Annotated in this window: 26 protein-coding genes and 2 pseudogenes; 2 read left to right on the forward strand and 26 right to left on the reverse strand. The window is 46.4% G+C overall.

The window, feature by feature from the left end:
• Positions 1-108: 108 nt before the first annotated feature.
• A pseudogene (locus OOJ60_RS23055) lies at positions 109-333 on the reverse strand (helix-turn-helix domain-containing protein); the annotation flags it as partial.
• A gap of 219 nt (positions 334-552) precedes the next feature.
• The gene (locus OOJ60_RS23060; protein WP_004199413.1) at positions 553-3570 is read right to left on the reverse strand and encodes a Tn3-like element IS3000 family transposase; all 3018 of its coding nucleotides are present in this window, start codon (positions 3568-3570) and stop codon (positions 553-555) included.
• Positions 3571-3713: 143 nt separating this feature from the next.
• Here OOJ60_RS23060 and OOJ60_RS23065 point away from each other — a divergent pair.
• Positions 3714-4226, forward strand: a pseudogene (locus tag OOJ60_RS23065) (Tn3 family transposase); the annotation flags it as partial.
• Positions 4227-4477: 251 nt separating this feature from the next.
• On the opposite strand, the gene dqlB reads toward OOJ60_RS23065, so the two are convergent.
• The 7 genes from dqlB to OOJ60_RS23095 form a co-directional block, all read right to left on the reverse strand.
• Positions 4478-4573, reverse strand: coding sequence for a DinQ-like type I toxin DqlB (dqlB, locus tag OOJ60_RS24780; RefSeq protein ID WP_000609145.1), 96 nt, complete (start codon positions 4571-4573; stop codon positions 4478-4480).
• An 804-nt stretch (positions 4574-5377) separates the two neighbouring features.
• Complete coding sequence (locus OOJ60_RS23070) at positions 5378-5656, reverse strand: hypothetical protein (RefSeq protein ID WP_001093608.1); 279 nt, start codon at positions 5654-5656, stop codon at positions 5378-5380.
• Positions 5653-5928, reverse strand: a complete 276-nt coding sequence (locus OOJ60_RS23075) for a hypothetical protein (RefSeq protein WP_000557557.1) — start codon at positions 5926-5928, stop codon at positions 5653-5655. Before OOJ60_RS23075 ends, OOJ60_RS23070 begins: the two co-directional genes overlap by 4 nt.
• Before the next feature lie 17 nt (positions 5929-5945).
• A complete protein-coding gene (locus OOJ60_RS23080; RefSeq protein ID WP_000510385.1) occupies positions 5946-6200 on the reverse strand; it encodes a hypothetical protein in 255 nt (84 codons plus the stop codon).
• Between the two features lie 109 nt (positions 6201-6309).
• A complete protein-coding gene (locus OOJ60_RS23085) occupies positions 6310-7131 on the reverse strand; it encodes a SprT-like domain-containing protein (protein ID WP_000196235.1) in 822 nt (273 codons plus the stop codon).
• Positions 7128-7307 carry a hypothetical protein gene (locus OOJ60_RS23090; protein WP_023408316.1) on the reverse strand — a complete coding sequence of 60 codons (180 nt, stop codon included), beginning with the start codon at positions 7305-7307 and terminating at the stop codon, positions 7128-7130. The genes OOJ60_RS23085 and OOJ60_RS23090 overlap by 4 nt, the downstream gene beginning before the upstream one ends.
• A 16-nt stretch (positions 7308-7323) precedes the next feature.
• Entirely contained in the window at positions 7324-7590 is a 267-nt protein-coding gene (locus OOJ60_RS23095; protein ID WP_032072053.1) for a hypothetical protein, read from the reverse strand.
• On the opposite strand from OOJ60_RS23095, the gene OOJ60_RS23100 reads away from it, so the two are divergent.
• On the forward strand, positions 7580-8230 hold the full coding sequence (locus tag OOJ60_RS23100; RefSeq protein WP_000351937.1) for a YkgJ family cysteine cluster protein: 651 nt from the start codon (positions 7580-7582) through the stop codon (positions 8228-8230). The genes OOJ60_RS23095 and OOJ60_RS23100 overlap by 11 nt on opposite strands.
• 37 nt (positions 8231-8267) lie before the next feature.
• Here the strand turns inward: OOJ60_RS23100 and OOJ60_RS23105 are convergent, their stop codons facing one another.
• From OOJ60_RS23105 to OOJ60_RS23185, 17 genes are all read right to left on the reverse strand, one after another.
• Positions 8268-8723 (reverse strand): H-NS histone family protein, encoded by a 456-nt coding sequence (locus OOJ60_RS23105; RefSeq protein WP_001293458.1) that lies wholly within the window; start codon positions 8721-8723, stop codon positions 8268-8270.
• Positions 8724-8734: 11 nt separating this feature from the next.
• Complete coding sequence (gene topB / locus OOJ60_RS23110; RefSeq protein ID WP_004199098.1) at positions 8735-11062, reverse strand: type IA DNA topoisomerase; 2328 nt, start codon at positions 11060-11062, stop codon at positions 8735-8737.
• A gap of 3 nt (positions 11063-11065) precedes the next feature.
• The gene (locus tag OOJ60_RS23115) at positions 11066-12328 is read right to left on the reverse strand and encodes an AAA family ATPase (protein ID WP_000517490.1); all 1263 of its coding nucleotides are present in this window, start codon (positions 12326-12328) and stop codon (positions 11066-11068) included.
• An 82-nt stretch (positions 12329-12410) separates the two neighbouring features.
• Positions 12411-12905 carry a thermonuclease family protein gene (locus OOJ60_RS23120; protein ID WP_001215543.1) on the reverse strand — a complete coding sequence of 165 codons (495 nt, stop codon included), beginning with the start codon at positions 12903-12905 and terminating at the stop codon, positions 12411-12413.
• Positions 12902-13228, reverse strand: coding sequence for a hypothetical protein (locus OOJ60_RS23125; protein WP_004208538.1), 327 nt, complete (start codon positions 13226-13228; stop codon positions 12902-12904). Before OOJ60_RS23125 ends, OOJ60_RS23120 begins: the two co-directional genes overlap by 4 nt.
• Before the next feature lie 85 nt (positions 13229-13313).
• Positions 13314-13628, reverse strand: a complete 315-nt coding sequence (locus tag OOJ60_RS23130; protein WP_000754496.1) for a TrbM/KikA/MpfK family conjugal transfer protein — start codon at positions 13626-13628, stop codon at positions 13314-13316.
• An 87-nt stretch (positions 13629-13715) separates the two neighbouring features.
• Entirely contained in the window at positions 13716-14108 is a 393-nt protein-coding gene (locus OOJ60_RS23135; RefSeq protein WP_000738524.1) for a cag pathogenicity island Cag12 family protein, read from the reverse strand.
• On the reverse strand, positions 14105-15940 hold the full coding sequence (locus OOJ60_RS23140) for a type IV secretory system conjugative DNA transfer family protein (RefSeq protein WP_000053822.1): 1836 nt from the start codon (positions 15938-15940) through the stop codon (positions 14105-14107). The genes OOJ60_RS23135 and OOJ60_RS23140 overlap by 4 nt, the downstream gene beginning before the upstream one ends.
• Before the next feature lie 2 nt (positions 15941-15942).
• Entirely contained in the window at positions 15943-16977 is a 1035-nt protein-coding gene (gene virB11, locus OOJ60_RS23145) for a P-type DNA transfer ATPase VirB11 (protein WP_000650512.1), read from the reverse strand.
• Positions 16974-17171: a DNA-binding protein gene (locus OOJ60_RS23150; protein ID WP_000629109.1), complete on the reverse strand. Its 198-nt coding sequence runs from the start codon at positions 17169-17171 to the stop codon at positions 16974-16976. Before OOJ60_RS23150 ends, virB11 begins: the two co-directional genes overlap by 4 nt.
• 1 nt (position 17172) lies before the next feature.
• Positions 17173-18387 carry a VirB10/TraB/TrbI family type IV secretion system protein gene (gene virB10 / locus OOJ60_RS23155; RefSeq protein ID WP_001295060.1) on the reverse strand — a complete coding sequence of 405 codons (1215 nt, stop codon included), beginning with the start codon at positions 18385-18387 and terminating at the stop codon, positions 17173-17175.
• Complete coding sequence (locus OOJ60_RS23160; RefSeq protein WP_000783386.1) at positions 18384-19313, reverse strand: TrbG/VirB9 family P-type conjugative transfer protein; 930 nt, start codon at positions 19311-19313, stop codon at positions 18384-18386. The genes virB10 and OOJ60_RS23160 overlap by 4 nt, the downstream gene beginning before the upstream one ends.
• A 5-nt stretch (positions 19314-19318) precedes the next feature.
• The gene (locus OOJ60_RS23165) at positions 19319-20047 is read right to left on the reverse strand and encodes a virB8 family protein (protein ID WP_004199085.1); all 729 of its coding nucleotides are present in this window, start codon (positions 20045-20047) and stop codon (positions 19319-19321) included.
• A gap of 194 nt (positions 20048-20241) precedes the next feature.
• Entirely contained in the window at positions 20242-21297 is a 1056-nt protein-coding gene (locus tag OOJ60_RS23170; protein ID WP_000235886.1) for a type IV secretion system protein, read from the reverse strand.
• An 11-nt stretch (positions 21298-21308) separates the two neighbouring features.
• Positions 21309-21566 (reverse strand): EexN family lipoprotein, encoded by a 258-nt coding sequence (locus OOJ60_RS23175; protein WP_000759841.1) that lies wholly within the window; start codon positions 21564-21566, stop codon positions 21309-21311.
• Between the two features lie 9 nt (positions 21567-21575).
• Positions 21576-22346, reverse strand: a complete 771-nt coding sequence (locus OOJ60_RS23180; RefSeq protein ID WP_000716326.1) for a type IV secretion system protein — start codon at positions 22344-22346, stop codon at positions 21576-21578.
• 9 nt (positions 22347-22355) lie between these two features.
• Entirely contained in the window at positions 22356-25109 is a 2754-nt protein-coding gene (locus OOJ60_RS23185) for a VirB3 family type IV secretion system protein (protein ID WP_015060057.1), read from the reverse strand.
• Positions 25110-25121 lie beyond the last annotated feature (12 nt).

Consider the following 25121-nt stretch of genomic DNA (forward strand, 5'->3'; position numbering starts at 1 on the left):
AAATGGCGAAGAAACGGTCTAAATAGGCTGATTCAAGGCATTTACGGGAGAAAAAATCGGCTCAAACATGAAGAAATGAAATGACTGAGTCAGCCGAGAAGAATTTCCCCGCTTATTCGCACCTTCCCTAGCGAAGGTGTTATCAGAAGCATATCGAGCTTGATAAACGTCATTGATGCTATTTCTTTTAAGCTCACGATAGATCGTACTAGGATGTCTTTTAATGAGTTCAGCAAATTTTCTGGCTGAAAAGCCTTCTTTTCTTGACTCAAGCATTAATGCAGTACGATCTTCAAAGTTAAGATGATGGTATGACAATTTTATATACTCCATAAACCCTTTAAATTAATTAGGTGGTTTATGTCGCACTTCAAGTTTTACTCTGCCAACTTTAAATCAGTGGCTCCACTAACACTCTTCACTTATTTATTTAAAATTTAGCGACGTTAAAAGACAATTAAGTATTTTTAGATAATGGGGTTCTAGGGATTTTCCGTCCAAAAACGACAAAGTGCTCTGGAGGCCGCGCCGTCCGTGGCCTCCAGAGGGGTATTACTTTTCGCTGACGGGTAAATATCCCTCGATTGAGCGCATAAGCTCCTCCAGATCTGGCAATTTTTCGCTCAATTCGAAGTGGTAAGTCCCCTTGAGGTTAATGTTGTGCCAGGCCACAGGGGATGCCTGTTTGACGATATCTATTCTCTTGGTATCTCCTTGGTATTCGAAGCTGGTCAACAGCTGGCTGAGTATCCTGGAGTTGAAGTAAACGATGGCATTGGTGACCAGGCGAGCGCACTCATTCCATAGCTGGATTTCTTCGTCTGAACTGCCCCGGAACTGATCCCCATTGACGCTGCTCACGGCCCGACGCAGTTGGTGATAGGCCTCTCCCCGGTTCAGCGCGCGCTGAACATAGTTTCTTAAACTGGCATCATCGATGTAGCACAGTAGATAATTCGCTTTCACCAGGCGATTGTATTCCGTCAGGGCTTCCAGCAGCGGGTGATTGCGCTTGTACTCCGAGAGCTTTCTCACCAAGGTGGCTTGCGTTGTTTTCCGCTGCTTAAGTGATACTGCAATCCGTTGGATGGTATCCCAGTGCTGCGCAATACGATGGGTATTGATTGGCTTTTTTAAGCACAGCTGAATTCGGTGTTCTTTGTCTTCCTTGACATCAAACATGTCATTGATCACTTTGCCAACCTGGGCATAGCGTGGGGCAAACTGGTATCCGAACAGATCCAGTAACGCGAAGTTCACATGGTTCACCCCATGGGTATCGGTTGAGAGCACATCCGGAATGATGTCTGACGTATTGCTCATCAACAAATCAAAGATGTAGTGCGATTCATGTTCGTTGGCGCCGATCACTCTGGCGTTGATCGCAGCGTGATTGGCGATCAAGGTCATGGCAGAAACACCTTTTTGAGTGCCAAAGTACTTCGACGAATAACGGGTTTTGAAGGTCTCGCGCCGGGCTTCGAACTTTTGACCATCGGCACTGGCGTGGATCACATCTTCCTGGATGTTGTAGTACCGGAAGATGGGTAGCTTGGCTGTCGCGTTATTGATGTTGTCGTTAGCAGCATTCAATGTTTCCAGGCGAAGATAGTTCGCCTGGATAGTGCTGAGCTGATCATAGGTACGATCAGAGATCTGTGCCATGCCGTAAATGCCTTGATTGGTTGCATTGCCGACCAGAATTGCCAACAGGTCATATTCATGGGAACGGCTTCTGGATTGGGAACCCAGCACATGAGCGAAGCAGTCAATGAAACCGGTGTCACGATCAACCATGCGCAGTACATCCGCAATCCCCGTTGTGGGAATTTGCTGGAAGAAGGGATTGTTGACCAGATGATGTTTGCTGGCCGAAGGCAGGCGCCAGAAGCGTTTACCCTGCGGATTACGCAAGATGATATTCCGGTTGTCTTCCTGTTCAAGATATTCGCCGACTTCGTACAAACGGGTATCCAATTCCATGGCCATCTGTTTGATCAGCTTTTCAGGCTCCTCCGCTAATTTTGTAAAATGGCTCTGTTGAAGCAGCGTATATTTGTTTTTTCGCCAATGTTCCCCGTCGATCAGGTCGGCGTCGAGTGCCCGGTATTTAGTGATATCAGGCAGCGTCAGCTGGCCATTCAGGCGATCAGGAATCTGTTGATAGAGGAACCACTCATAACGATCGATCAGGATATTCCCTTCACCATCCAGCAGGAATTCACGTGATTTTTTGGAAAGGAGTCTGGTGTCGGCAGTTTGCAACTGAGCGTCCTGGCCGTTGAGTTCGTTTTGTGTTTTCGCCAAGGCGGCCGCTAAGTGCTGGGTGCCGTCGCAGCCTTCGAAGCGCAGACATAGGAACAACTCTCGCAGCAAACCTTTCCGCAGACTTTCTTTCTCGTCGCAGTACTGCCACATGGCTTCATCGACCGATCGTCGCTGCTCGTTCAGGAAGAGACATACAGATTCCAGATCCCTTTTGGTCAGCAGGCTCAGTGCTTGCTGTCTTACTGTTGCAAACGGTAGTTGCAGATCAATGCTGTCATCAATGAACAGGTGCAGTACTTCAGCTGCCTTGCTGACATTTTTAGCTGCTTTTTGCCAATCCTTAAACACCGCTTCCTGCGCATAATCCTTTGCCTTCTGTTTGGTCTGTCTGACATGATGCACAAAGCCATCGGCAATACGTTCCAGCGCTTGCTGCCATCGCGTTTGAAGATAGCACAATAAATACAGCCATTGGCTGCCTACGGTTTGACGTTTCAGTTTGGCACCGTAGTAGTCGACTTTCTCTGCCAGGTGTTGCAGATTTTTCTGCGACAGTGATAGCGTGCTCAACAGCAGATCCACTTCCGGCATCCAATGCTGGATATGGCGATAGACAATCAGTTCTTTCTCCAACTCGGTTCCGGTGAAGTTACGAGCCGATTGTCGCAACTGTCGGAACGGCAGTGGACCTGTGCCGTTCACGAGCTCCGCCAGTGCTTGCTTAAGACCGCGTGACATTGCACGCTCAAGGTGCGCGGCCATGTGTTCCTGTTCGTCTCCCACCACCTGACTGATGATCTTTTGCAGCGTGCTGTAGGCAGGGATTGCGATCTTCTGCCCCGAACAATATTCATTGGCCGCATCGAAGAGGTGCCTAGGCGCTGTCCAGGCTCTGGCTTGCTGGGATAAGTAATCTCTCAACGCCGCTCCATGGTCTTTGACATTCCAGCGCTGGTAGTTGCAGAGCTGGAAAACACGTTGGTAAATCCGTTCGTTCTCTTTTGGCGTGAGATTAAAGGGTCTACAGCCTGGGCCTGGTAGAACGGTTTGATAAACGTATTTGAGGTCCTGCTTGATCTGATGAAAGCCGGGATTCAGCACCACCGGCTTGGCTTTGAAATAGCCCAGCAGTACCACCAGCATGTAACGCTGGCCCCGATGACGGAGGCTTTTAGCGATCGCCAGTTCCTTATCGTTCAGCGAGAAAAAGAAGCGTTGGTCGGCGGAGGTGAAAGCGGGGGGTCCATATAACTCATCTTGTTCTGCCTCGGACAAGATTTGGACACGTTCTTCGAATGCCATGGATTTAGCCCAAAAAGACTAAATCTTACTCAAACAGAGCCCAAATAGGGATCTCGAAAAAAGTAATACCCCTCTGGAGGCCACAGACGGCGGGGCCTCCAGAGCACTTTGTCGTTTTTGGACGGAAAATCCCTAGAACCCCTCAGTGGGACGAAATGATCCGGACCGCTGGCTCCCTGAAGCTGGGCAAAGTACAGGTTTCAGTGCTGGTCCGTTCATTGCTGAAAAGTGAACGTCCTTCCGGACTGACTCAGGCAATCATTGAAGTGGGGCGCATCAACAAAACGCTGTATCTGCTTAATTATATTGATGATGAAGATTACCGCCGGCGCATTCTGACCCAGCTTAATCGGGGAGAAAGTCGCCATGCCGTTGCCAGAGCCATCTGTCACGGTCAAAAAGGTGAGATAAGAAAACGATATACCGACGGTCAGGAAGATCAACTGGGCACACTGGGGCTGGTCACTAACGCCGTCGTGTTATGGAACACTATTTATATGCAGGCAGCCCTGGATCATCTCCGGGCGCAGGGTGAAACACTGAATGATGAAGATATCGCACGCCTCTCCCCGCTTTGCCACGGACATATCAATATGCTCGGCCATTATTCCTTCACGCTGGCAGAACTGGTGACCAAAGGACATCTGAGACCATTAAAAGAGGCGTCAGAGGCAGAAAACGTTGCTTAACGTGAGTTTTCGTTCCACTGAGCGTCAGACCCCTGTTACCGATGCAAGAACAGGGGAGTTTCATGAAATGCCTGTTTAGGAGTGATTAAAGGTAACTTGTGCGCAGAAGGTCAGGTGTGTGGTGGTTAGTACAGACTAGTGAATGTTGTAACTAAACTATATTTTTATTAAAGGCCGGAGGTGGTGTTCCTCCGGCCTTAATTACGTTTCCGTGTTCATTAGTCGATGAACTGGCGGATCAGTTCCAGAATGGCAATCAGCGCGTTTGCAAGCGCCGCTACCGCCCTCAGAACGATGATTAACAGGTTAATCATCCGTTTTCTCCATAAATGGAGTAAAGACACCGTGGCTTGCTCTTACACTGCCTGTCACCACGGCTTCTCTTCGTCTTGTCAGTTGTAGAGAGTCTCACTCCTGCCAGAGCACAGATAACCAGCACCACCTGTATTACCTGTCAGGACTTTGAACCTGTTCATGCCGCATTTAGCGGAATGCAGGGAGAGACTCACCACAGAGCTAACCCTCTGATTATACGTTTATCTAACGTTCAGGCAAACCGTTAACGCACAGTCACTGCCCGTCATATTGCATAATCAGGCTTCACGGATTATCATACTATTGTCAGTTGTAGAGAGTTTCCCTTCCGGGCTGAGTTACCAGCTCGCACCGGAACCGTAAAAAAGCCGACCTCACCAGTCGGTTTTTTTACGTCTGCGGTTTCCCGCTTCGTTTAAATCTATTTTAAATGAATAAATTGTTCTGCGGCAAACCCAACAACATAAGGACGTTAGGGTTGATGGTTGCCGAAATCGCGGTGCGTTACGTGAATTCTGAGGTTTTGCGAGGGGGATTGGGCGCGAGAATTTACGAGAGAGCGCCGGAACAATGCCGGGATCACAAACCATCACCCGTGAAAGAAATCTTCCGGCATTGCCCGGTCAGGTAGTATGACATTCATTGTCAACGGCCATCAATTTATAAGCTGCTTTGCACTTCATAAAAGATCACCACCAGGGCTGCTAAAACAGTACCGATAGCCAGCACGTTAAAAAGTACGTCCTTCATCTTTACGAACGACATACTGATTTGCGTCCTTTCCCTTTTGTCAGCCTTCTCTATCATCCAGCGTTGGTATGAATCACTGTTACTTTTTCTGTCCATGTTCCCCCCAATTCATCAATGAGCACCAGGCGGCCACCAGGCTTCTTGCCAACAAAGTAACGGCCTCGCGGCAGACGTTCGCCAGTCTTCAGCCGTTCGATCCAGTCCTGAAATGCAGGGCGCGGTTTATAGCTGTAGCGGCCAAAATCAGCTAAAGACTGCGTGACCATGACTGTTTGGCAGCCATGCTTTCTCATATCACGAAACGTATTTTCCAGTGCAGCCAGTGTATTCATTTGCACGTTCTCTCTGCTTTTCCCATGAAGATATTAACGACACTCAAAACTAACACCGTTGGCATGATCACGGCAGCATAGCCGACAGCAACGGCCTGATATATGGTCAATGAGTAGTCGGGCTGTTTATACAATACGACTGAAAAAATGCTCCCCAAACAAGCAAGCAGAGTTAAAAACAAGTAATCGACAAATCTGTTTTTATAGATAACCCATGCAACGATGCAGGGATATGACACCAGGCACAGGATAATCGCATTTGTGGTATGCACGTTTCGCTCCTTGTTATTTAAGGGTTGTCAGCCAGATCAAACAGATTGTTCAGGCTGGAACGGAATTGTTTTACCGATGATACCAGCTCCTGACTCCGCGCTTTTTCCTGCGCCAGTTCACGCCGTAGCTGCGCCATCTCGTCTCTGTTACGCTGAAGCTCAAGGATAGCCGTCATAAAGGTTTTGCTGGCTGATGCCTGTCCGGTCGCTTCCTGCGCCTTTTTAATGGCCTGATCTTCGTCGTCATTCGTTCTGATTGTGTAATGCCCCATGATACCCCTCTTTTGCTGTCATTTTTGCGCTGCCGGCGCGAACCCGGGAAGAAACTTTGCTGGCAAAAAACACTGGCCAACAGATGTGACCGGGAAAATTTGCTGGCAATTAATTTTCGATGAAAGCCAGCTCGCAATCGCCGCATTCAATATTCAGTCCGGCTTTGCCCCACACGGCAGCGCCACACCCGCGACACTGATATTTAACTTTATTTCGTTTTGGCTTGTCCTCAAATGCTGCAACTGACAAATCATTGTCATTGCTCCCGGCCATATCATCTGAATGGCTCCCGTTCTGCGGTGACACTGACGGCAGCAGAGCCATAGAAAGCACCGCTTCTATATCAATCCCGGCCTCAGCATTTTGATGCGCCAGAGCAAGCGTTTCGCGCCATTGCTCTATTACGGCGGTCATATCTTTTTGTTGTTCGACCTGGACAGGGAAGCGATCAAACCAGCTCAAAGCAAATTGCCCCTGGAACAGTTCCAGTGTGACGCGCTGGAAGCGGCCACCAGGGATCGGATAGTCATTAATCTTCTGGCCGACTTTCGCACCACCAGGTCTCCCGGTGGAGGAGGGCATAAGTCCGATACTTTCCATTTTTGCCGCCCACTGCGCATTGTGGTACGTCTTACGCGACGGGTTGCCGTAGTGGTACTGCCACATATGGCACTGCTCATGAACCAGCGTTTGCATGACTTCAATAAGCGGGTACACCGGGAAGTATTCAGGATTGAGGGCGATTTCATCAATCATCCTGCCGCTGCCGTCAGCAGCAACAAAGCGCCTGTAACTGAAATAGCCCATTGTGTTCTTGCCGCGCTGGAACGTAATCAGACAGTCAGGGAGTTCGCCGTCAAAAAGGCGCTGGTTATAGAAATCAAACGCCTGTTGTAGCTCGCTGTAAGCGCGTTCCGTGGCTCTTGTCATGCTGAAGTTCGCTTAGCGGCGTTCCGATATTCCTGTAACTCTGCAACAATAGCAGGGAACACATCAGCGCAACGCTGTGCCAGCTTAACCGCCTTTGAACAAACGCCCATACCATGTGCTCTTTTGAGCGCCTCCAACAAATCTACCAGTTCCTCGTCAGTGATTTTTTCAGTCATCTATTAAGCTTCTCCATTATCTGTATCGTACGATACAGATAATATAAACCACACCTTTGATAGCGGCAATCTTTTTTGCTGGCAATTTCACGCCCAGGGCGGGCATCGAGCGGGTAATATTGCTGGCAAAAATCAACGGCCAAACCGGCTGCAGGAAACTGGTTTGCTGGCAAGCGTGATTTACTGCTGGGCTTGACACCTTGCCATTGTATGACGCTTGTTTTAGTGTCAAATGAACAACCAGCGCGAGAAGAATATAGGAAGCAAAAGCAATGGATATCAAACCTAACTCAGTGATCCACCTGGAGCCAGGCGAAACATTACCCGGCTATACCAATCTGAAACCCGTACCTGATAAGTATTTCGATGAGTTAAAGGCACTCATAAATAAACTCAATACTCAATCCGGTAATATTTACCTCAAGTTAAAACAGATGTACGCCTTTTTGGATCGTTTTAACAAAGAATTTGTGAGCACGTTTACCTCCTGTCAAAAGGGGTGCTCTTCGTGCTGTAAAATGGATGTTCATTTAACCGCGCTTGAGGCAACACATATTGCACAAGCAAGTAAACTTACTGCCAGAGACAACCCGCTTACGACCGGGCATGAGTCAAAATGTCCGTTTTTGTCTGAGAAGGGAACATGCTCAATCTACAATTACCGCCCGCTGTTATGCAGGACATATCATGTACTCACTCCGCCGGAGATGTGTAATGACCTGGATGCACAAGTCATGCAGTATGGTTCTCAAAGCGCGAACATGGGAAATCACATCTACAAAACAATAGCAGAGTGGATCTATTTTCAGACGTATCACTGCACTGGTAAGTTAGAAACCAAAGATATCAGAGACTACTTCCCTTATCCCCGCGAAGATATCCAAAGATTTCTTCACCATAACCCCCCGCGCCCTTTTTGCTAAAAAAAAGCCTCTGACGCAGTGTCAGAGGCTTGTTAGATTACTGTTCGTCACCAGCAGTGCTGGAAGCATCTTTTTTGATGAGAAACTCATCAAGAGAACGGCCAGCTTTTAACGCTTCGTCGATTGGTTTTGGTGTCCGGCCACGACCAGACCAGTATTTCGTTTCGCCGTTTTCATCAAACTGATATTTAGGCGGCGCTTTTGGCAACGTCTTTTTGCGTGTTTTTTGCGCATCTTCGGACAGGCCAAGCAGTTCTTCCGGTGAAAAACCTTCTCCGGCAATCAACTGGAGCAGTTCCTGGCGCTTTCTTTCGCGCTCTGCGCGTTCTGCTGCCTCACGCTCTGCTTCTTCACGACGTTCTTCGATCACGGCGTTAAGCTTTTCCTGCATTTCCAGCAGTTGTTCAAAGCTGGTTTCTCGCGCAAAAACACGAACAGAGCGAATATTCAGGAGTAGCTTTTTTGTTGCGTCAAACGTTTCATTTTCACTCATCGAGTTAATCCTTATTTTTTACTGAACTGAAACCCAAGTTTACCCGTAGTTTTATCCTGCAAAACAATTGCAGCGTCAAACTTTTTCCCGGTTTTATTACTGGTAAAGCCTTTAATCTCTCCGGTTTTACCTTTTTTGATTAATGTCTCAACCTGATTTTGTGTCAGTTTTTTTCCTGACACTTCAGACCAGATTTTAAACTCGCACCCGGAACAGAAAAAGCCTTTAGGCCGGATAATAATTTCTTTACTGCATGAAGGGCAGGGGGCTTCGAGCCGGGACATGGAACCTTCTGATCTGGATTTTGCTTCCATATCCGGTTTGCCGTCTTTGTCCGGGAATGTTGTCTTGCATTCAGGGTAGCAGGAGCATCCCCAGAAAAAGCCATTTTGCCCCTTACGCTTACGCAGGAAACCGTTGTTACAAACCGGGCAGGGCGTGGCATTTGAAGAAATCGAAATTCCGTTCCTGTCCAGCTCGTCGATTAACCCCTGGACGTACTCATCATTTTCCTTAATAAACTCCTCAACTGTCAGCTCTCCGGCTTTGATCTGAGACTGCTTTTCAGCCCACAGAGCGGAGATATCCGGTTTAGTGATTTCAGGAGGCAGTGCAGCGCAAAACTCCTGGCCTTGTTTTGTGGTTTTCCATACCAGCTCCGAATACCCCTTTTCTTTTTCGATGGAGATAAGCCCGGTATTTGCCGCCAGTTTCTCAAGAATACCCGCGCGGGTGGCTTCCGTTCCGATACTGCCACGATCACTGCTGCCCTCGTCTTTCGCTTCCAGCGCCTTTCTGAGAGCCGGATCATCAATGAATTTTGCCGCACTCGTCATGGCGGCCAGTAACGTTGACTCTGTGAAATAGCGAGGTGGTGTAGTCTTTTTCTTGTCCACGTCTGCCGATTCACACAGGCCGCTGTCATTAAATTTCAGCAATGAAAGGTCAAAACCGTCCGTTCCGGCATCTTCGGTTTCGTCCTCGTCATCACTATCCTTACCCAGCGCTTCCCAGCCCTTTTGTACCAGAACGCTCTGTGTGGCCGTAAAGGTATCCCCCTTAATATCAAAGTGGATTTTCGTCTTGTTGCGGATCGCATCCGGGTAGAACAGCCCGATAAAGTAGACGGACACCAGGTTATAAACGTTCCGCTCTTTTTCATTAAGCTGAATACCGGCTCCGCTTTTTGTCGTCGGGATGATGGCGTGGTGCGCCTCAATCTTACTGGCATTAAAGGCTTTGTGTTTCTGGCCTTTATCCATATCTACGATCGCAGACGCCAGTTCGGGTACGGTGGCCGCTATAGCAGTGGCAATATCTCCGGCCTGGTAATAATGCTCATCTGAAAGATAGCGATTGTCAGAACGTGGATAGGTCAGAAGCTTGTGAGTTTCATACAGCCCCTGCATCACATCGAGCGTATCTTTTGCAGAATAACCAAATCGCTTTGCGCAGAGCTGCTGAAGCGTGGAAAGGTTAAGCGGAAGCGGAGGCTTGCTATTTTCCGGCTTTGTCGTCGCGATAGTAACAATAGCATCCTTACCCGTAACACGTCCGGCAATATGCGCGGCCTGAGCTTCGGAGATCAGGCGTTTTTTCTCGTCTATCTGATCGTCGTCTGTTGTCTGATATTTCGCCTTAATCTGATGCCCGTTCATCGACAGACTGGCGAATACATCGTAATAAAAGCTTTCTGTGTGATTCTGGTTCGCCAGCGTGCGCATGTTCACCAGACCAAGAACGGCACTTTGTACCCGGCCAACGTTCAGAACGCCGTCATAGCCCTTCTCACGGCCTTTTAATGTACATCCCCGCGTCATGTTATAGCCAAAACCCTGATCGCACAGGGAACGCGCCAGGGCGCTTAACGTCATACCGCGAAATTTATCGTTAGGTTGTAAATTCGACAGTGATTTTTGCACTGGCGCAAGGTTGAGGTCGGCAACAAGCAGTCGCTGGACGGGTTTCTTGTTTCCGGCATAACCCAGAATCTCATCAACCAGCAAACATCCTTCATCATCGGGGTCGCCTGAATGAACGATGCTGTCGGCTTTATCGATAAGAGACAAAATAATGCGGGTCTGTGCTTCTGATTCAGGCTTGATTTTATATTTTGGCGGATAAACCGCTTTAATGGGTAAATCACTATAACGCCAGTTGGAATATTTGTCGTCATAATCCTGTGGGTCGTAAAGCTCCAGCATATGACCATAACACCAGGTAACGACATCAGAACCGTGTTCAAAATAGCCGTTTTTCTTTTCTGTATTGGGATTTCCGCCCAGTCCTTCAAAAATAGCCTTTGCTAAAGACGGTTTTTCTGCAATAAAAAGTCTCATTAATCAATCCTCAAGGTAACTTGAATAGTCAGGCTGCGCACCATTCTTTTTAAAGATTTCTTCCCTTTCCTCTATGTCTTCTTCTGCCTCCTGCACACTAAGGTCAAGGGTTCCTTTCAAAAAGGCACGCGCATTCTTGATTACATCTACTGTTAATTCGTTTTTTGTTCCGCGAATCATGCCAATAGCAATATTTATTATCTCCTTTATTTCAGCAGGAGTCGTTCTGTCCAGCACCGCGCCAAGTTCTTTAAGGTCAATATTTATATCGTCTGGTAAGTACATTTTGGCACAAGCGGCAGCGGCTTTAGTCCGAAAAGCACCTACAGATATGATTCTGTCAATTCTGCCAGGGCGTTTTCTGATGCGCGGATCAATCCGGTTAGGATAGTTCGTTGAAAAAATAACATATGTCCCGGCAAGATTTCGCGGTGTATCAGCCCCATCAAGAAAACTTAACGTTCCGGCATCAGCCCGATAAAGTTCATCAACCTCTTCAGCTATTATGATAACGGGTATTTTCTTTTGAGCTGCGGCATAGCAAACATCTTTAAAGTAATCATCAGCATAAACAAATACATATTTATCCTGATATTTTGCCCCCAAAGCTTTTGCGATAGTCGTTTTCCCTGTGCCCGGAGGACCAGTAAAAAGCACTTTTCGCATTCCTGACTGACCATAACGGGTGTAGAAATCAATATCCGAAAAGAACTGATTAAAGTCATTCTCCAGCTCATTAAACTTTGGATGAACAGAAAAACGTAAAGCGTTTTCTATTTCTTCCTTCCTTGCCTTACCGTGATAATAAACGCCGTCGTAACACCCGATTTTCCAGATACCTTTACGGGGTAAAGAGCGGTTTAATTTAGCGCGTCCAGCTTCGCAAAGATTATGAAGCATCGACATACTTTTGGTTGTGCCAACTGCGTACTCCATTCTGACTTTAGAGTTAAGAATGAAGCGAATAATATGAACCACTTCATTTTGACCAAGATGAATCCGGTATGCTCCCGAACCATCTTTAAACATAAGCTTTTTAATCCTCCCGGCTTTAGCCATAACAGGGCTACTTCCCGTATGAACGACGGTTGAAGCAACGGGTTCGATATCAAGATTCGAATAAATTTTACGATTCTTTCTGTTTATAAAAATCTCTGCCACTTTAGGATAGTAATCACAATCCTTTACGACAGTACCAAAATTATCTTCACCGTAATATTCTTTATGGAGCCGTAAAGCCTGCTCTACCAGAGTTAATTTACCCATATGCGCACCATGTATATTAAAAACCGTGACGTTGCCTGAAGATTTTCTTCAGGCAGAGGAGGGGTTGGACAAGCGAAGCGCGTCAGTTTTGTTTATGACGCCACTCCCACGGAGGAACGGGATTACTGTCAGCCCACAGGCCGCGCTTCTGTGTCTGAGCTTCCCGTTGCAGAGCCGGTAATGAGTTATCGGTGTTGTACCTGTCATAAACCCATGCAGCCCCTTTTAGCACTTGCTGGCGGTTAGCCTCAGTGCCGTTCGCTGTCACCACTCGTCCCAGGACTCGCCCGTAGCGATCTGTTTGCGTATAAGAGACGGTAACTGATTGCCCTGCCAGCAGGGCTTTAAGTTGATTGGTTGACCAGCGACCAAAGGGTTGTTTTTTTTCCGGTGCATCGATATTTATCAATCGGACTCGAATCGGAACTTCATACACAACAATTTTCGCGGGTAGTGTTTTAACTTCGATGGTATCTCCATCGAGAACGCGAATAACTTTCCCCTGAATCTGAGCAGCACACAATGTAGCTGGCAACAGGGCAACAGCAAAGGAAAGAACATTAAAAAAATGTCTCATTGCTTTCTTCCCTCCCATATTGCTGAGAGTCTTTTAAAAATGGATAAAACGACGACTAAAGCCACTGCGATAACAGCCAACGAAGGAAGTACATAGCTGTATAACTCAACCATGAAATTAATAAACTCAATGAGCGATTGCGGCTTTAAGGAAGCATCCCACAAAACGATAACAAAACGATAAAGCCCATAGACAATTGCCGGAAACCAGACCATAAACAACAAAATTTCAGTAAAAACAGAAGCGACCGATTTGACACTATCGATAATTTCAATTCCGGCAATTCTCACACTTCTTGCATCAGGTACGTTAATAATTTTCATCCTCCCACCCCTGTAAAAAATGTTCGCAAGTTCCAGTCTCAAACCTGAAACTTGCGTATTCACATCAGAATTAAATCAAACAGAATTAAAAGTTTTTCAATCGGCCAAAGCTTGAAATAATTTTACTTACTGTACCTGCATCAGCCGCAGGACATTCATTTAGTTTTTTCTTTCTGGCATCTGCCGTGTGATCGGGTAAAAAACCATGTTTATTCTTTTTCCTGATTGACATAAAACTTTTATACATCGGGTCACATTCTGCCGGACTACTTCCGTCAAGTTTTCCGGCAAGGCATAACACCATTGCACATGGATCGTTCGGGTCGGCCTTTTCCTCAGCATGAGCAGTTCCGGCAGCGAACGCACAAAGCAGCACTGCCGTGGTTACGGTCTTTTTCATATACACCTCATGGATAACGGGCAACTAACGCCCTGCGGTTGTTCAACCCCGGCTCAATAAAATTACAAGAATTTTATTAATCCGGCGTTATCGTGATAAATAAACACTGGTAGTCCGGCAAGAAAAACAGTTCATTTTATAACGATACTGTATGACACCGTTTGCACCGTTCGCCCTCAACCAGTTTTTAGCTGTGAAAAAGTCTGTTCCGTTACTGGTTTCAACAATCACTGAATCAGAATGTGCAACAGAATAAAAAACAGCATCATCGTAAAGGCGGTTTTCAGGCCTGAAATTATGGATAACCTTAACCCACGATGAATTAACCTTGTCTGATTTAATAACTGAGTATGTCGGTTGCCAGTCCATTAATTGTGTATTCACCGTTTCAGGATTCTGTTCCCAGTCAACCTGTGGTGGTTCAGGCGGAGAGGAACAGGCAGAGAGAAAAAGGACACTGACCATTAACATTTTTTTCATAGTAAAACCTCTGACTCCAGCTCACCGACGGAGAGCATTTTTTCTTTAGAAGGATATTTAAGCCCTTTAACACCCAATACTTTTTTAGTCTTATTCAGAGAGGCGGTTAACTCGGTAAGTTTGGGGCTTACCATCATCAGCCTGTCCATAAAATACGGGTCGAGGAAGTAGAGGGCTTTCTCAGCTTTAACCGGGTTTTCACCTTTAAGAATGATAAATTCTTCTTTAAAATCCAGCGTTCCCAGCTCCTGCGGGAGCACAAGGGCGCGCTGCGCCTCACTTTCTGAACTGCTTTTCGACGTTGAGCGTCCGCTTGTCTTGCTTGAACCTGTCGATTTGGTGGTGATATAGCCCAGCTTTTCCGAAATCTTTTTAGCGTCATCTTCTTCACTGACAGCGTAGATAATCCGGCAGGGATGCGCACTCATCAGCGTTTTGGCACCTTCAACACCATAGATTTCATTAAGCTGACTGATATTCTGGTAAATCGTCAGAAGTTTGAGTTTAAACCCGGCAATATAACCCGAACCTTTTTTAATGATTGGCATGTAACCAATAGACGGAAACTCATCCAGGAACATCAGACAGTCATGTTTCAGTGTCGGGTCAAAGTCAGGGTTTTCTCGTAACGTGACTTCCACAACGAAGTTAAAGAACAGGTTGAGGAAGTCATAGGCCAGGGACATATCTTCAGCATTAACGCCAACATAAACAGTGATATCTTCCCGGCGCAACTGGCGAAGGTCGAAATCATTGCCGTCTGTACATTTGCGAACAGTCGGAAGATAAAACAGACTCATTTTCTTACGAAACGAACCATCAATACTCGAACGTTGTTCGTCTTCGGTTTCGTGATACTCCCTGATTTTGGTCAGGGCATCGCGCAGATGATACAGCGCGTTTTCATCAAGTCCTTTTGTTCCCTCCAGGTCTTCTCGCTTACTGAGTATCAGCTCCCGGTCGATGTTGCTGTACAAATCGACTACAGAACCAATTGAGAAAACAGGTTTAAGCCCGAACTCACCAAGCCAGGAGGGGTCGTAGTTAATAAAGAAATGAAGCAATTTTGCCAGCCCCGTCCAGTACTGCCCCGCGAGGTTATTAAAGTGTGCTTCCGCTCCGGTCAGACCGTAAGACGGGAACAGGATCTCAATCAGCTTCAGCAGGTCTTTAGCCCCGCTCTCTTCTTTTAAATCAATATAGAAAAGCGGGTTAAACTGATGCGTTTTACTGTTGAAAGGGTCAAGAAGATAGACCTTATTACCCAGCAGTTTTTCACGTACCTTACTGGTGATTTTCCACAGTTCCTGTTTTGGATCTAATGCAATCAGGGAATGTTTCCTGACCAGCAGGTTTGGAATACCTATTGCAGCCCCTTTACCTGCGCGGGTTCCTGCGCCAAGTGATACAAAATCTGGTGCGGTATACCACAGGTATTTACCTTTATATGCACCTACAAGAATATCAGTATCGTTTTCTTTCTCCCATTTCAGAAGTTTCGATTTTCTTAAATCATTATCACTGGCAAACTTCGCGTCACCATAAAGAGCAACATCCGTTTTATTCAGTTGCCAGATAATAAAAACAGGCACAATGAGAGACGAAACCATACCTGATAAAAGAGAGGGGATTGCGGTTAACCTGATATCTGTCCGTATATTACTCTCTGTTATTATCCGCCACAGCAGCATGGAATCAAAATTCTTCCATATATAAAGCGGCGTTTTTCCGTTCAGGAAGTAAACAGCAACTGAGCCAGTATAATACGTCACAAGACACATAACCAGACCGATAAAAGCCCACTGGCCTTTATCGGGTAGTTTCAGAGACATAATCACTCCTTCAGCTTTTCAAAGTATTCCTGAAAATGAATATCACGATAGTAAATACCCGATGCAAATCGGTTATCTTCCTCATCGATGTACTTAATACTCATAATCACATCGACGTTGCTTAACACCCTCCGCAATATAATGTTATAAGGCAAATTCTGACATTCAGGGTTCATATAGCACCGTTGAACCAGTCCAAGCACAGCATCTTCAGGGGTGCTCTCATGGACGGTTGTAAGGTTCCCTGCATGGCCGGAACTTGAGCCTTTGAGAAAATCCCAGGCTTCCGCGCCGCGAACCTCAGTCATGAGGATTCTGTCCGGGTTCATACGAAAACCAGAACGTAAAAGAGAAGCGGAACTGACAGTGCTACTTTCCCCTTCTGACGGGTAATACAATTTCACATGATTTTTGTGGAACCTGAACTTTGCTTCATCTGTATCTTCAATTGAAATACATCGTAAATGATGGGGTATGTACTGAAGACAGGCATTTGCAAAGGTGGTTTTACCCGCCCCCGTTCCGGCACAAAATACCATCGTTTTACCCTTAACCAGGCATTCAGGGACAAATTGTTCAAAACAATTATCTTTAAACATTGAAGATAATTCATCTTCTTTATCCCTGAATTTCCCCCCTTGATTTAGCCTTGAGTAAAACCCTTGTTTAACAAAGGTATCATGGTCGATAAACACACTGGACGGCTTACGGATTGTAATAGACACCGTTTCCCGTTCCGTTGCCGGGGGAATAACTATTTGTACACGCTCCCCTCCGGGGAGCGTAACAGAACGTAAGGGATATTCTGGCGTAACCGACCCACCATCATGATAATCAGAAATTGCCCCTGCAAATGACATACAATCTTTAAAATCCATTTTTAATTCATGCTGCTGCCATTTCCCACTCACTTTAACAAACAGTTCATCAGGCCGATTTACCGCGATTTCAGTTAAACCATCGACTTCATTAAGCCAGTGGTGGAAGTATTCATCTATTATTTCATAAACAATATGTCTGTTCTCTGCATCCTTCATAATTCACCTTTTCCTTTAAGATCTTCAATAAAACGCATGACTTCTTCGTAATTAAATCGATGCGTTTTGATTTGTTTCAGTGGTTTGGGGAAAGGAACGCCATTTATTGGTATGCCCTTACGAATATGATGGTATATTTCGCTTTCCCTTATTCCTAACAGCATTGAAAACTCTTTGATATCCAGCGTTATCAAATTACCTCCGGGTACCCACCATTTTTAATTTGTAGATGCTGGAGAAATCCAAATCCTGACCAACGATCAGAGTAATGATTTCCCCCTGGTTTTTATAAAGCGTTGGAGGGATATTTACGCTGTTTGCAAACGCTTCGCGTGCTATATCAGCAAAAGCCTGGCGACTGTTAGCTGTATAGTCGGTCTGATTGTCTTTATTACTTTTAGCCGCTCCACTTGCGGCCTGTGCCACATCGGGGATCATGCCAACCATCATCGCGCCCATAAAGCGATCTGCAAAATGTGTGTCAATCCAGCCTGAAGCCCCGGCCTCACCCAGCGCTCCCGCCGCCTGTGTATCAATCAGCGGAATATCAATGAAAGGTTCCTTACGTGTTCTAAGCTTCGTAGCAGCGATAAACACGGCTCCCTGACCATGATTGAACGTGCCCGTTTTATACATCAGATATGCGGCTGTTCCCTTTTCAATTAGCTTTACATTCCTGTTTGCACTGTATACGTCCTCATTAATCGTACAGACCAGCTTGCCAGCCAGATCAGAAATAAATCGTCTGTCCAGCGAGCACTTAATCGCGGTATTTTCAGGAATGAAAAGGTTAGGGTCATAAGGAACGCGCGTAATTTTAGAAAGCTGCGCGGGTTGCCCTGCATTAACAGGCTGAACCTCTGCCTGTTTGTCACTGCCGTCCCCCTCGTTCCTGGTATTGCTGGCCGTTGATGAGCTACCACCGGAATTTGAGGAAGCAGAGCTGCTCCCCCCATAGGCCACATCCAGCGCACGACTGAAGTTTTGTTGTACTTTTTCCGGTGGCGTTTCCGCTTTGCCGCTGCTTTCCTTCCGTTCTTCCGTCTTAGCCGGTTCTTCCCTGGTGTTGAATGGATCAACATCATCGCTGAGTCCTGTCGCGCGTTTTACTGAACCAGTAGATACCGCATTACTGGCAGGCTTATCATCACCGCTGGACATTGCACGAATAATCGACGGGATATAGTAGACAGACACCCCGGCGGCCAGCAGAAGGAAAGCGGCCACAATAATCACCAGCCCCTTACGCGATTTTTTAAGCTTCTCGATACCCAGGCGTTTTACTGATTTACCGTCATCTTCATCTCCCTTATCCGTTTTATCGTTTTGCTCAATTTCTTTCTGATGCCGTTCCCGTAGTGCCTGTTCAATTTCTACAGCGGTCGGGATTTTATTTTCCTGTTCGCTCACTGGATCACCTCTTTCTCAACGTTCGGGGAAACGGTATCTCCTGCCGGAAGACGGACTTTGCCAAAGCCCCGGTTTTCAACCCCAACAACCTGATTTCCCATACGCAAAACAAAGCGCTGGTCTACAGGAACACCAACAACGGTGAAACTACCGCTGTTTTTGACTACCGGGTTAGTCAGCGTTTCCTGTTCGCCGCTCATAACAAAGACGCTGGGGATTTTCTTCAGGGGGCTGAAGCCAAACCAGGTATAGCGGCCATCGTCATACGCATAATCCGGGCTGATTGACTGGCTGCCGTCAGCTACCCGCTTCCAGTAATCCCAGTTCTTGGGCGACTTCGCATTTTCAAGAGAACGGTTGATTGCCTGCTCCTCCTGCCGCTTGTTAAGAGCCTCAATCCGTTTCTTCTCGATTTCGGCTTGCTCCTTCCGGCGTTCCTGCGGGTACTGGTAATTAACAACAAACGCGATCTTATCCGGCTGCCGGAACGTTCGGGCGTTCAGCTCCATGCTGTAATTACGTTTTGTTGTGCGAACAAACAGGTTTGTTCGCCAGCGTTCCAGGTCGTTTTCAGGATCAAGGGCTACACTGACCACCTCTGAAGACTGGTTGCCATTGTCATCGGTACTGTTCTTCTGTACGGTCTGTTTGACGGGCTTCACTTCGAGATACACCAGGTTATCTTCTTTGTTCACTTCCCAGCCCTGGGGAAAGCCGGTTCTGGCACTGATGACCGTTTCATCCTCGTCAAATACCAGTGTGGTTGTATAGCCAACCGCACTGTTTATGACTGTCGTGTTTTGCGGGTTATAACTGACAATCTGATTACGGGGATCAAAACGGCTGGCTGCTGGCGTAACGGCTGCATGGCAGACGTGCGACACCAACAGAAGCGCCACAATTAGCGCTCCTTTATTCATTTTCATAGTTTTCACCCTTTCACTTCTTTATCGCGTACATAGCTCGTTACAACGAATTTAAGCGGGTTATTGTTTCGGTCACCCGATGCCATTTCGACCTGTGGTTCAATACGGTAGGTCAACCGGACGTTCCAGTATTCATAATCATCCTGGCCTGTCGCGACATTTCGAATGGTTAATTTAAACCGGATATATGCTCCCATATCCTTATCATCGCGCCGGGATGACGGACTGATAATCACGGACGGATTATCCTGAACAGATGCGGTTTTTTCCGCTTTATTATAAATAACCTTTGGTGACTGGTTGCCGTTGATTAAAGCGTTGTAATCCGTCGCCACATTCTCAGCGCTGTATAACAGAACATAATCATAATCATGCTGGAGACTGAAATAGTTATACCCTTCACGACGCTTCACATACTGAGTAATGAAGTATTTCGCCAGCGCTTCATTTTCAGAGAGGTTTTCTTTTTTAACAGAAGTCAGTCTTTCAGCAACGCCAGTGACACCATTAATAAGATAAGCTTCGACAACCGTACTCTTTAACGGTAGCGCTCCATTCAGTGCCAGCAGAGACAACACACCTACGGCAATTCCTGCAATACCACCGAATTTATAAATGCGGTTCATTTTCTCCTGCATCAATACATTTTTCTCTTCAAAAGTAGTTGAAGAGTCTGTTACTTCTTTTTTCTTGTTAAAACCGGGAAGTTTTAATCCTGAGAGTTTAAACCCCATTGCGCATTACCTCTGCTGAATTAACAGGTTCGCTTTTTCCGGATACCGGAGGTTGTTTATGTGACGCCTGGCATCCGACAAGGCAAAGCGTCACGATAGCCGTGATAAGTAGTTTCATAATGTGAGAACCTAAATAGAGGAGTGAATATTTACTGCGGAATACTCAGAGTTGACAGATTTAAATAATAAATCGGTTAACCTCCATATTTCTTTTTCGCCGCATCTATCGCAGCCTGGCGAAGCCTCTTAGCGCCAATATTAACGCCCTGCCCGGTCAGATTCCCCAACTTACCGGATACACCAGGAGACTGGTTGAACCCTCCATCCTGACGGCGAACGCCTTTCCATGCGCCAATCCCTGCATTTTTACCCATACCAAGCAGATTACGCCCCATACGGGAAGCGCCGAACACGCCAGCACCAATCCCCATTGCGGCTGCCCCTTGCATCGCGCCTTCAACACCTACCCCTGCGAGCTGGGAAGCATAGGTTTTGGCTTGCCAGATAATCCAGGCCATAAATGCACCTGCAACCCCGGCCTGAGCACCTGTTGATATCAGATTTAATTCATCTGCGTTAGCTATCGAGATTGTCAGAATGCCATTAAGGAACGTCATTCCCGCTTTAATTGCCAGTCCACAAAACAAGAATATGAAGCATGAGCTAAATATTAACTGAAGCCAGCTATTAAACATCTGCCTTAAAAAACCAAATGAAAGACAAATAATAAACAACGGCGCGGTAATAGTAAGTATCTTAATAGTAACTTCGGCGGCGAGATAAACTATTGAAGTTAGCAATAATGCAATTATCCCTCCAGCATATGTTAATAAAGATGCGATTGCCCCATCTGTTTTCACATACTTCGAAGTATCTTTGGACATAAGATATGCAGCTACCTGCTGAACTTTCTCCCAAAGCTCGTCAACCCATTTCCAAGGATCACCTCCTGCAAATGTTTCCTTCAGCCCATCAATGGCCTGAGTTGCACTATCTAACCACCCCCCCATATTTTTGACAAAAACAAGAATTAACCAGAATCGACATAGATTCCATAAAAAATCCTGCACTGCGGTTTTTTGCTTCCCAACTATTGTGGTATAAGCATACCACAATATATAAATGGAAATACCATACTTACCCAACTGAGACGCTATTGAAGAAAAGTTATCTAACTGACCAGTCAAAGACTGGTCAAGAGTTTTAACAATAACGTCATGAGCGGCCTGGAAATACCTAGAAGTTGCCATAGTGGCTCCTTTTAACTTCCATCTTTACCCAATACATTTTTGAATGCATCTTTATAGTCAACATGCTTAGGATGTAATTGCTTATACCTAAACAAACCTTCCTTAGCGTTTTTACAATTTTCGCTATCACTCCCAGACTTTTTGCATTCAGCTACTTTTTTCGTTGCATCGTCTACGTGAGACTGCCACCAGTCTACAGATTTAACCTCTTCACACCCGGTAAGAAAGAATGTAAGCCCCAACGCCGCAACTAATCCATATTTTTTCAAAATGCCCCCTCAGTTCATTTCATAACTCTGCTGCTCAAATGCTGCCTTATAATCAACAACTGGAGTTTCTTTATTAACAGCCCCTAATTGTTTCTCCTGGAAAGCAGCCTGTAACATTTTCTCCTTGTATTCTGCAAGATCGCGCTGCTTATCGCGATACATTTCATACTGAAATTTGAGCTTGTTAAATTTCAGGCTTGCCAGAGATACAGCGTTTGTCGCGTCCTGCGTGGCTTTCGTGTCCTGGGCGTTCTTCACCTGGTCGATAAGGTCGGCCATTTCCTGATTATCTTCACGCAGTTTACTTTCCAGCTTATTGCCGTACTCGATCCCCGCCAGTTGGGACAGGAACGAGGCTTCACAGCCCCGCACCAGGTCGCCCGTATATCCCAGCCCCTTACAGGTGTTTGTCACCTTATAATCGGCCAGTAGTGATCTGGCTTGCTCAGACAGGGTGGCTTCCGGGTTCTTAATGTAATCATCAATGAAGGAGTTCCCCTGGTCGTAAATATTCTCCAGCTCCTTACTGACAGATTGCGCAGACTGCACCAGTCCCTGAACATCACGAATGCCCGTTTTGGTCAGCAGCTCCTGCTTATAGGCATTAATCTGTTTCTGGTAGTGGTTCACGGTGTCCTGCCACTGTTTGAGGCGTTCTGTCCAGCGCTGCGCTTCGACAGCCCATTCAGGGTTTGCATCAATGGCAACGGGAACACCAGCCTGAGCACCAGAAATAACCGTAACAGAGGCGATAAGTGCCGCAACGATATGCTTTTTCATAGGGATTCCTTAAATCAGGTTTGCACGTTCCAGATAGGTATCAAGCCACTCTTCCGGCTTCATACCCTCTTTCCAGATTTCATCGAACAGTTCAAGCTGGGGTTTCGATGCGCTGAGAACCGGTAGGTAATACGCCGCTTTTCCCAAATCCAGTCTTGCGAAAGCCGCAAAATCATCACTTTCCCCCTTCCTCTGTGGGTTTTTGACGACCAGGAACTGACGAGATAACGGGTCAATGGCTTTAATTTTGTCAAAATAAAGTTCTCTCACTTCCAACTCGTCTACGTACTCACTACGTTTCGCTTTGGGGTTCGCCAGATAAATATGTGTTGCGCACTGCTCACGAACGGCAGCCGCGATAGGTGATTTAATTAGTTCATCCGGCGATTGTGTCGCTACGACAAGCACCATATCCAGCTTACGCGCGGTTTTGAGTTTGTTATAAACAAAATCTCTGAACGCTTCGTTGTTAATCCATTGCCAGAACTCATCCATGTAGATAAGGAGTCGGCGGCCATCAGCCAGCATGGTGACACGGTAGATGAGATAGAATGAAGCGGCGCTGGAAAGTACTTTGTTATCCAGAAACTCCGTTCCGTCTATACCGAAAACGTCCAGGTTGTCCACATCAAACGTATCGTCCGGGTTATCAAACACCCAGCCAAATTCCCCTCCCTGCACCCAGGCATTCAGGCGTGCTTTAAGCCCATGCCGCCGGGTTTCAGTATCATCAGGCTCCAGAATGAGTGGTCGCAACTTACTGATCGGATAAGAGCGGTTTGACCTCTGCATCAGGCGCTCAACGGCATCAGAAATCAGGCGGTTCTGGTAATCATCAAGCGGCTCACTGTTAAGCGTACAAAGTAGCCTCACCAGGTCTTTCATAAAGGAAATATTTCGTTTGGTTGGTGGCAAAGCCGCAGGGTTCCAGCCAGTCGGCTCTCCTTCTTTCACCCGAAAGTAAGCACCTCCCATTGAACGTATACCGGGTTCCGCTGCCCGATCTTTGTCGAAAAATACTGTAGTTAACTTCTTTAATTTCCTCTCAGGTGGAAAAGACTCCGGCGTTCCGAACTGCTGGGCGGCGAAAGCCTTAGTCATCATCACTACCGTTTTACCCACGTTTGACGTACCAAGAATTTCGGTATGCCCCAGCGTGGGGTTTTTACCGAAGTAATTTTGATGCTCGGTAGTCATGTGATAGTTCAGGTTATAAATATCATTTCCTGAGCCGCCCAGGGTGATAAGGTTGTTACCCCAGGTATTTCCTTTCTCCTTGCCCGTAAAGAAATTATGGAAGCTTTCCATTTCGGCAAAGTTCAGACTGCTGATAGAACTCAGGCGTGGCCGTAACGTGTAGTTACCAGGTAACTGAGCAAAATACGCTGCGCCAAGACTCAAGGTTGAATAGGTTACGATCAGCCCTAAATCCTCCAGGGTCGTCGTTACAATATTGGTGTCCTTCACCAGACGCTCCGGCGAATCTGCGTAAACAATCAGTGTCTGGTGACTTTTCCCGAAAGAAATATAGCCGCTGGAGACCATATCGAGACCAACTTTCAAATCAGCGAGCAAGGATTTAGCGGCATCATCGGTCATTTCGAGTTTGTCGATCTGATCATCCAGCGCCTTGATTGCAGACTGCTTGTCTATCGGAGTTAAAGAGGAAGTCTGTACATACTCAACCGGGAGATACATCAGTGCATCAAAAATTCCGGCATCCGTTTCCTGAAAGTAGTCCTTGATCTCGATGCAACGAAAGTACCGGGCATGGTCAGAGGCAGTGATTTGTCCAGCATCGTTACCAAAGAACAGGTCTTTACCACCCAGGTATGTATAAAACGGACTATTGGTGACTCTGACTTTCTGCCAGCGCCCGGATAGCAGTTTCTGGAACAGCGTAAGCTGTTCTGAATAAACTATATTATTTTCTTCATATAACCCAAGACGACGGGAATGAAACCGGGAGAGATAGGTGCTCAATCTGCCACATATTTCATTCATATCATTAATGGGTTCTTCGAAGATATTTTTATTACCCTTTTTCCTTGAAAGAAAATGCGTCACTTTATCTTCAGCGCTGAACGGTTTATAGCATACGGTTAAGTATAATTTGTTTTCAAAATACTCAGCCGCCGAAAGCGATTCGTAATAATCGTTCATCACTCTGTTGACGAATGGGATCTTGCTGTCAAATACAGGTCGCACTTCTTTTCTAACCCGAATACGATGCGTATAAAAGGTAACGGGTTTCCCATCAAAACTACGTATCAGCGTATTGAGCTGGTCAGTAAGCAAGGCTAGATCCGCTTCATCTACACATTCAAAATAAGCTCCGTCAATCTGCCAGGTCGCCAGTAGATCATGGTTTCTGGTAACAATGAGGTTATCAGTGATGTGTGATGAATACGGGATTAACTCTTCAAGAGAAGACTGGTCTTTAAGCTTCATAAAATTGTCCACTTTCGATATATCGACTGCGTCGTACGAACTCCCCGCATAATGGACGGCATTGAAGCGCTTGTTTGCCAGAGGATTACCTTTGATTTGCATTCGCAGATAAAGCAGGTCAAAAAAGCGTTCATCTATCTTCGTAACTCGCTTGATGGCATACCAGCCAGGGAGGATGAGGGCATACATAGCCTCATGAATCCAGACACCAAGCAAAACGCAGATAACGCACATTCCAAGAAAGGGGTAGAGCGGAACGCCCAGCCCCCTAATCAAAGCGGGGCGTGTCAGCCCTTTAAAAACGGTACTCATTTTTACGCCCCC

Source organism: Citrobacter sp. R4, from assembly GCF_026719175.1.
Taxonomy (GTDB): domain Bacteria; phylum Pseudomonadota; class Gammaproteobacteria; order Enterobacterales; family Enterobacteriaceae; genus Citrobacter_A; species Citrobacter_A sedlakii.

Bases quoted from the DNA above. Each gene is read 5' to 3' on its own strand.
- OOJ60_RS23090 (WP_023408316.1), bottom strand. From the start codon at position 7,307: ATGACTGAAAAAATCACTGACGAGGAACTGGTAGATTTGTTGGAGGCG.
- OOJ60_RS23085 (WP_000196235.1), bottom strand. From the start codon at position 7,131: ATGACAAGAGCCACGGAACGCGCTTACAGCGAGCTACAACAGGCGTTT.
- OOJ60_RS23105 (WP_001293458.1), bottom strand. From the start codon at position 8,723: ATGAGTGAAAATGAAACGTTTGACGCAACAAAAAAGCTACTCCTGAAT.
- OOJ60_RS23120 (WP_001215543.1), bottom strand. From the start codon at position 12,905: ATGAGACATTTTTTTAATGTTCTTTCCTTTGCTGTTGCCCTGTTGCCA.
- OOJ60_RS23080 (WP_000510385.1), bottom strand. From the start codon at position 6,200: ATGGGGCATTACACAATCAGAACGAATGACGACGAAGATCAGGCCATT.
- OOJ60_RS23070 (WP_001093608.1), bottom strand. From the start codon at position 5,656: ATGAATACACTGGCTGCACTGGAAAATACGTTTCGTGATATGAGAAAG.
- OOJ60_RS23180 (WP_000716326.1), bottom strand. From the start codon at position 22,346: ATGAAAAAGCATATCGTTGCGGCACTTATCGCCTCTGTTACGGTTATT.
- OOJ60_RS23185 (WP_015060057.1), bottom strand. From the start codon at position 25,109: ATGAGTACCGTTTTTAAAGGGCTGACACGCCCCGCTTTGATTAGGGGG.
- OOJ60_RS23115 (WP_000517490.1), bottom strand. From the start codon at position 12,328: ATGGGTAAATTAACTCTGGTAGAGCAGGCTTTACGGCTCCATAAAGAA.
- OOJ60_RS23125 (WP_004208538.1), bottom strand. From the start codon at position 13,228: ATGAAAATTATTAACGTACCTGATGCAAGAAGTGTGAGAATTGCCGGA.
- topB (WP_004199098.1), bottom strand. From the start codon at position 11,062: ATGAGACTTTTTATTGCAGAAAAACCGTCTTTAGCAAAGGCTATTTTT.
- OOJ60_RS23060 (WP_004199413.1), bottom strand. From the start codon at position 3,570: ATGGCATTCGAAGAACGTGTCCAAATCTTGTCCGAGGCAGAACAAGAT.
- OOJ60_RS23140 (WP_000053822.1), bottom strand. From the start codon at position 15,940: ATGTCTCTGAAACTACCCGATAAAGGCCAGTGGGCTTTTATCGGTCTG.
- virB11 (WP_000650512.1), bottom strand. From the start codon at position 16,977: ATGAAGGATGCAGAGAACAGACATATTGTTTATGAAATAATAGATGAA.
- OOJ60_RS23170 (WP_000235886.1), bottom strand. From the start codon at position 21,297: ATGGCAACTTCTAGGTATTTCCAGGCCGCTCATGACGTTATTGTTAAA.
- OOJ60_RS23165 (WP_004199085.1), bottom strand. From the start codon at position 20,047: ATGGGGTTTAAACTCTCAGGATTAAAACTTCCCGGTTTTAACAAGAAA.
- OOJ60_RS23160 (WP_000783386.1), bottom strand. From the start codon at position 19,313: ATGAAAATGAATAAAGGAGCGCTAATTGTGGCGCTTCTGTTGGTGTCG.
- OOJ60_RS23100 (WP_000351937.1), top strand. From the start codon at position 7,580: ATGGATATCAAACCTAACTCAGTGATCCACCTGGAGCCAGGCGAAACA.
- OOJ60_RS23130 (WP_000754496.1), bottom strand. From the start codon at position 13,628: ATGAAAAAGACCGTAACCACGGCAGTGCTGCTTTGTGCGTTCGCTGCC.
- OOJ60_RS23135 (WP_000738524.1), bottom strand. From the start codon at position 14,108: ATGAAAAAAATGTTAATGGTCAGTGTCCTTTTTCTCTCTGCCTGTTCC.
- dqlB (WP_000609145.1), bottom strand. From the start codon at position 4,573: ATGATTAACCTGTTAATCATCGTTCTGAGGGCGGTAGCGGCGCTTGCA.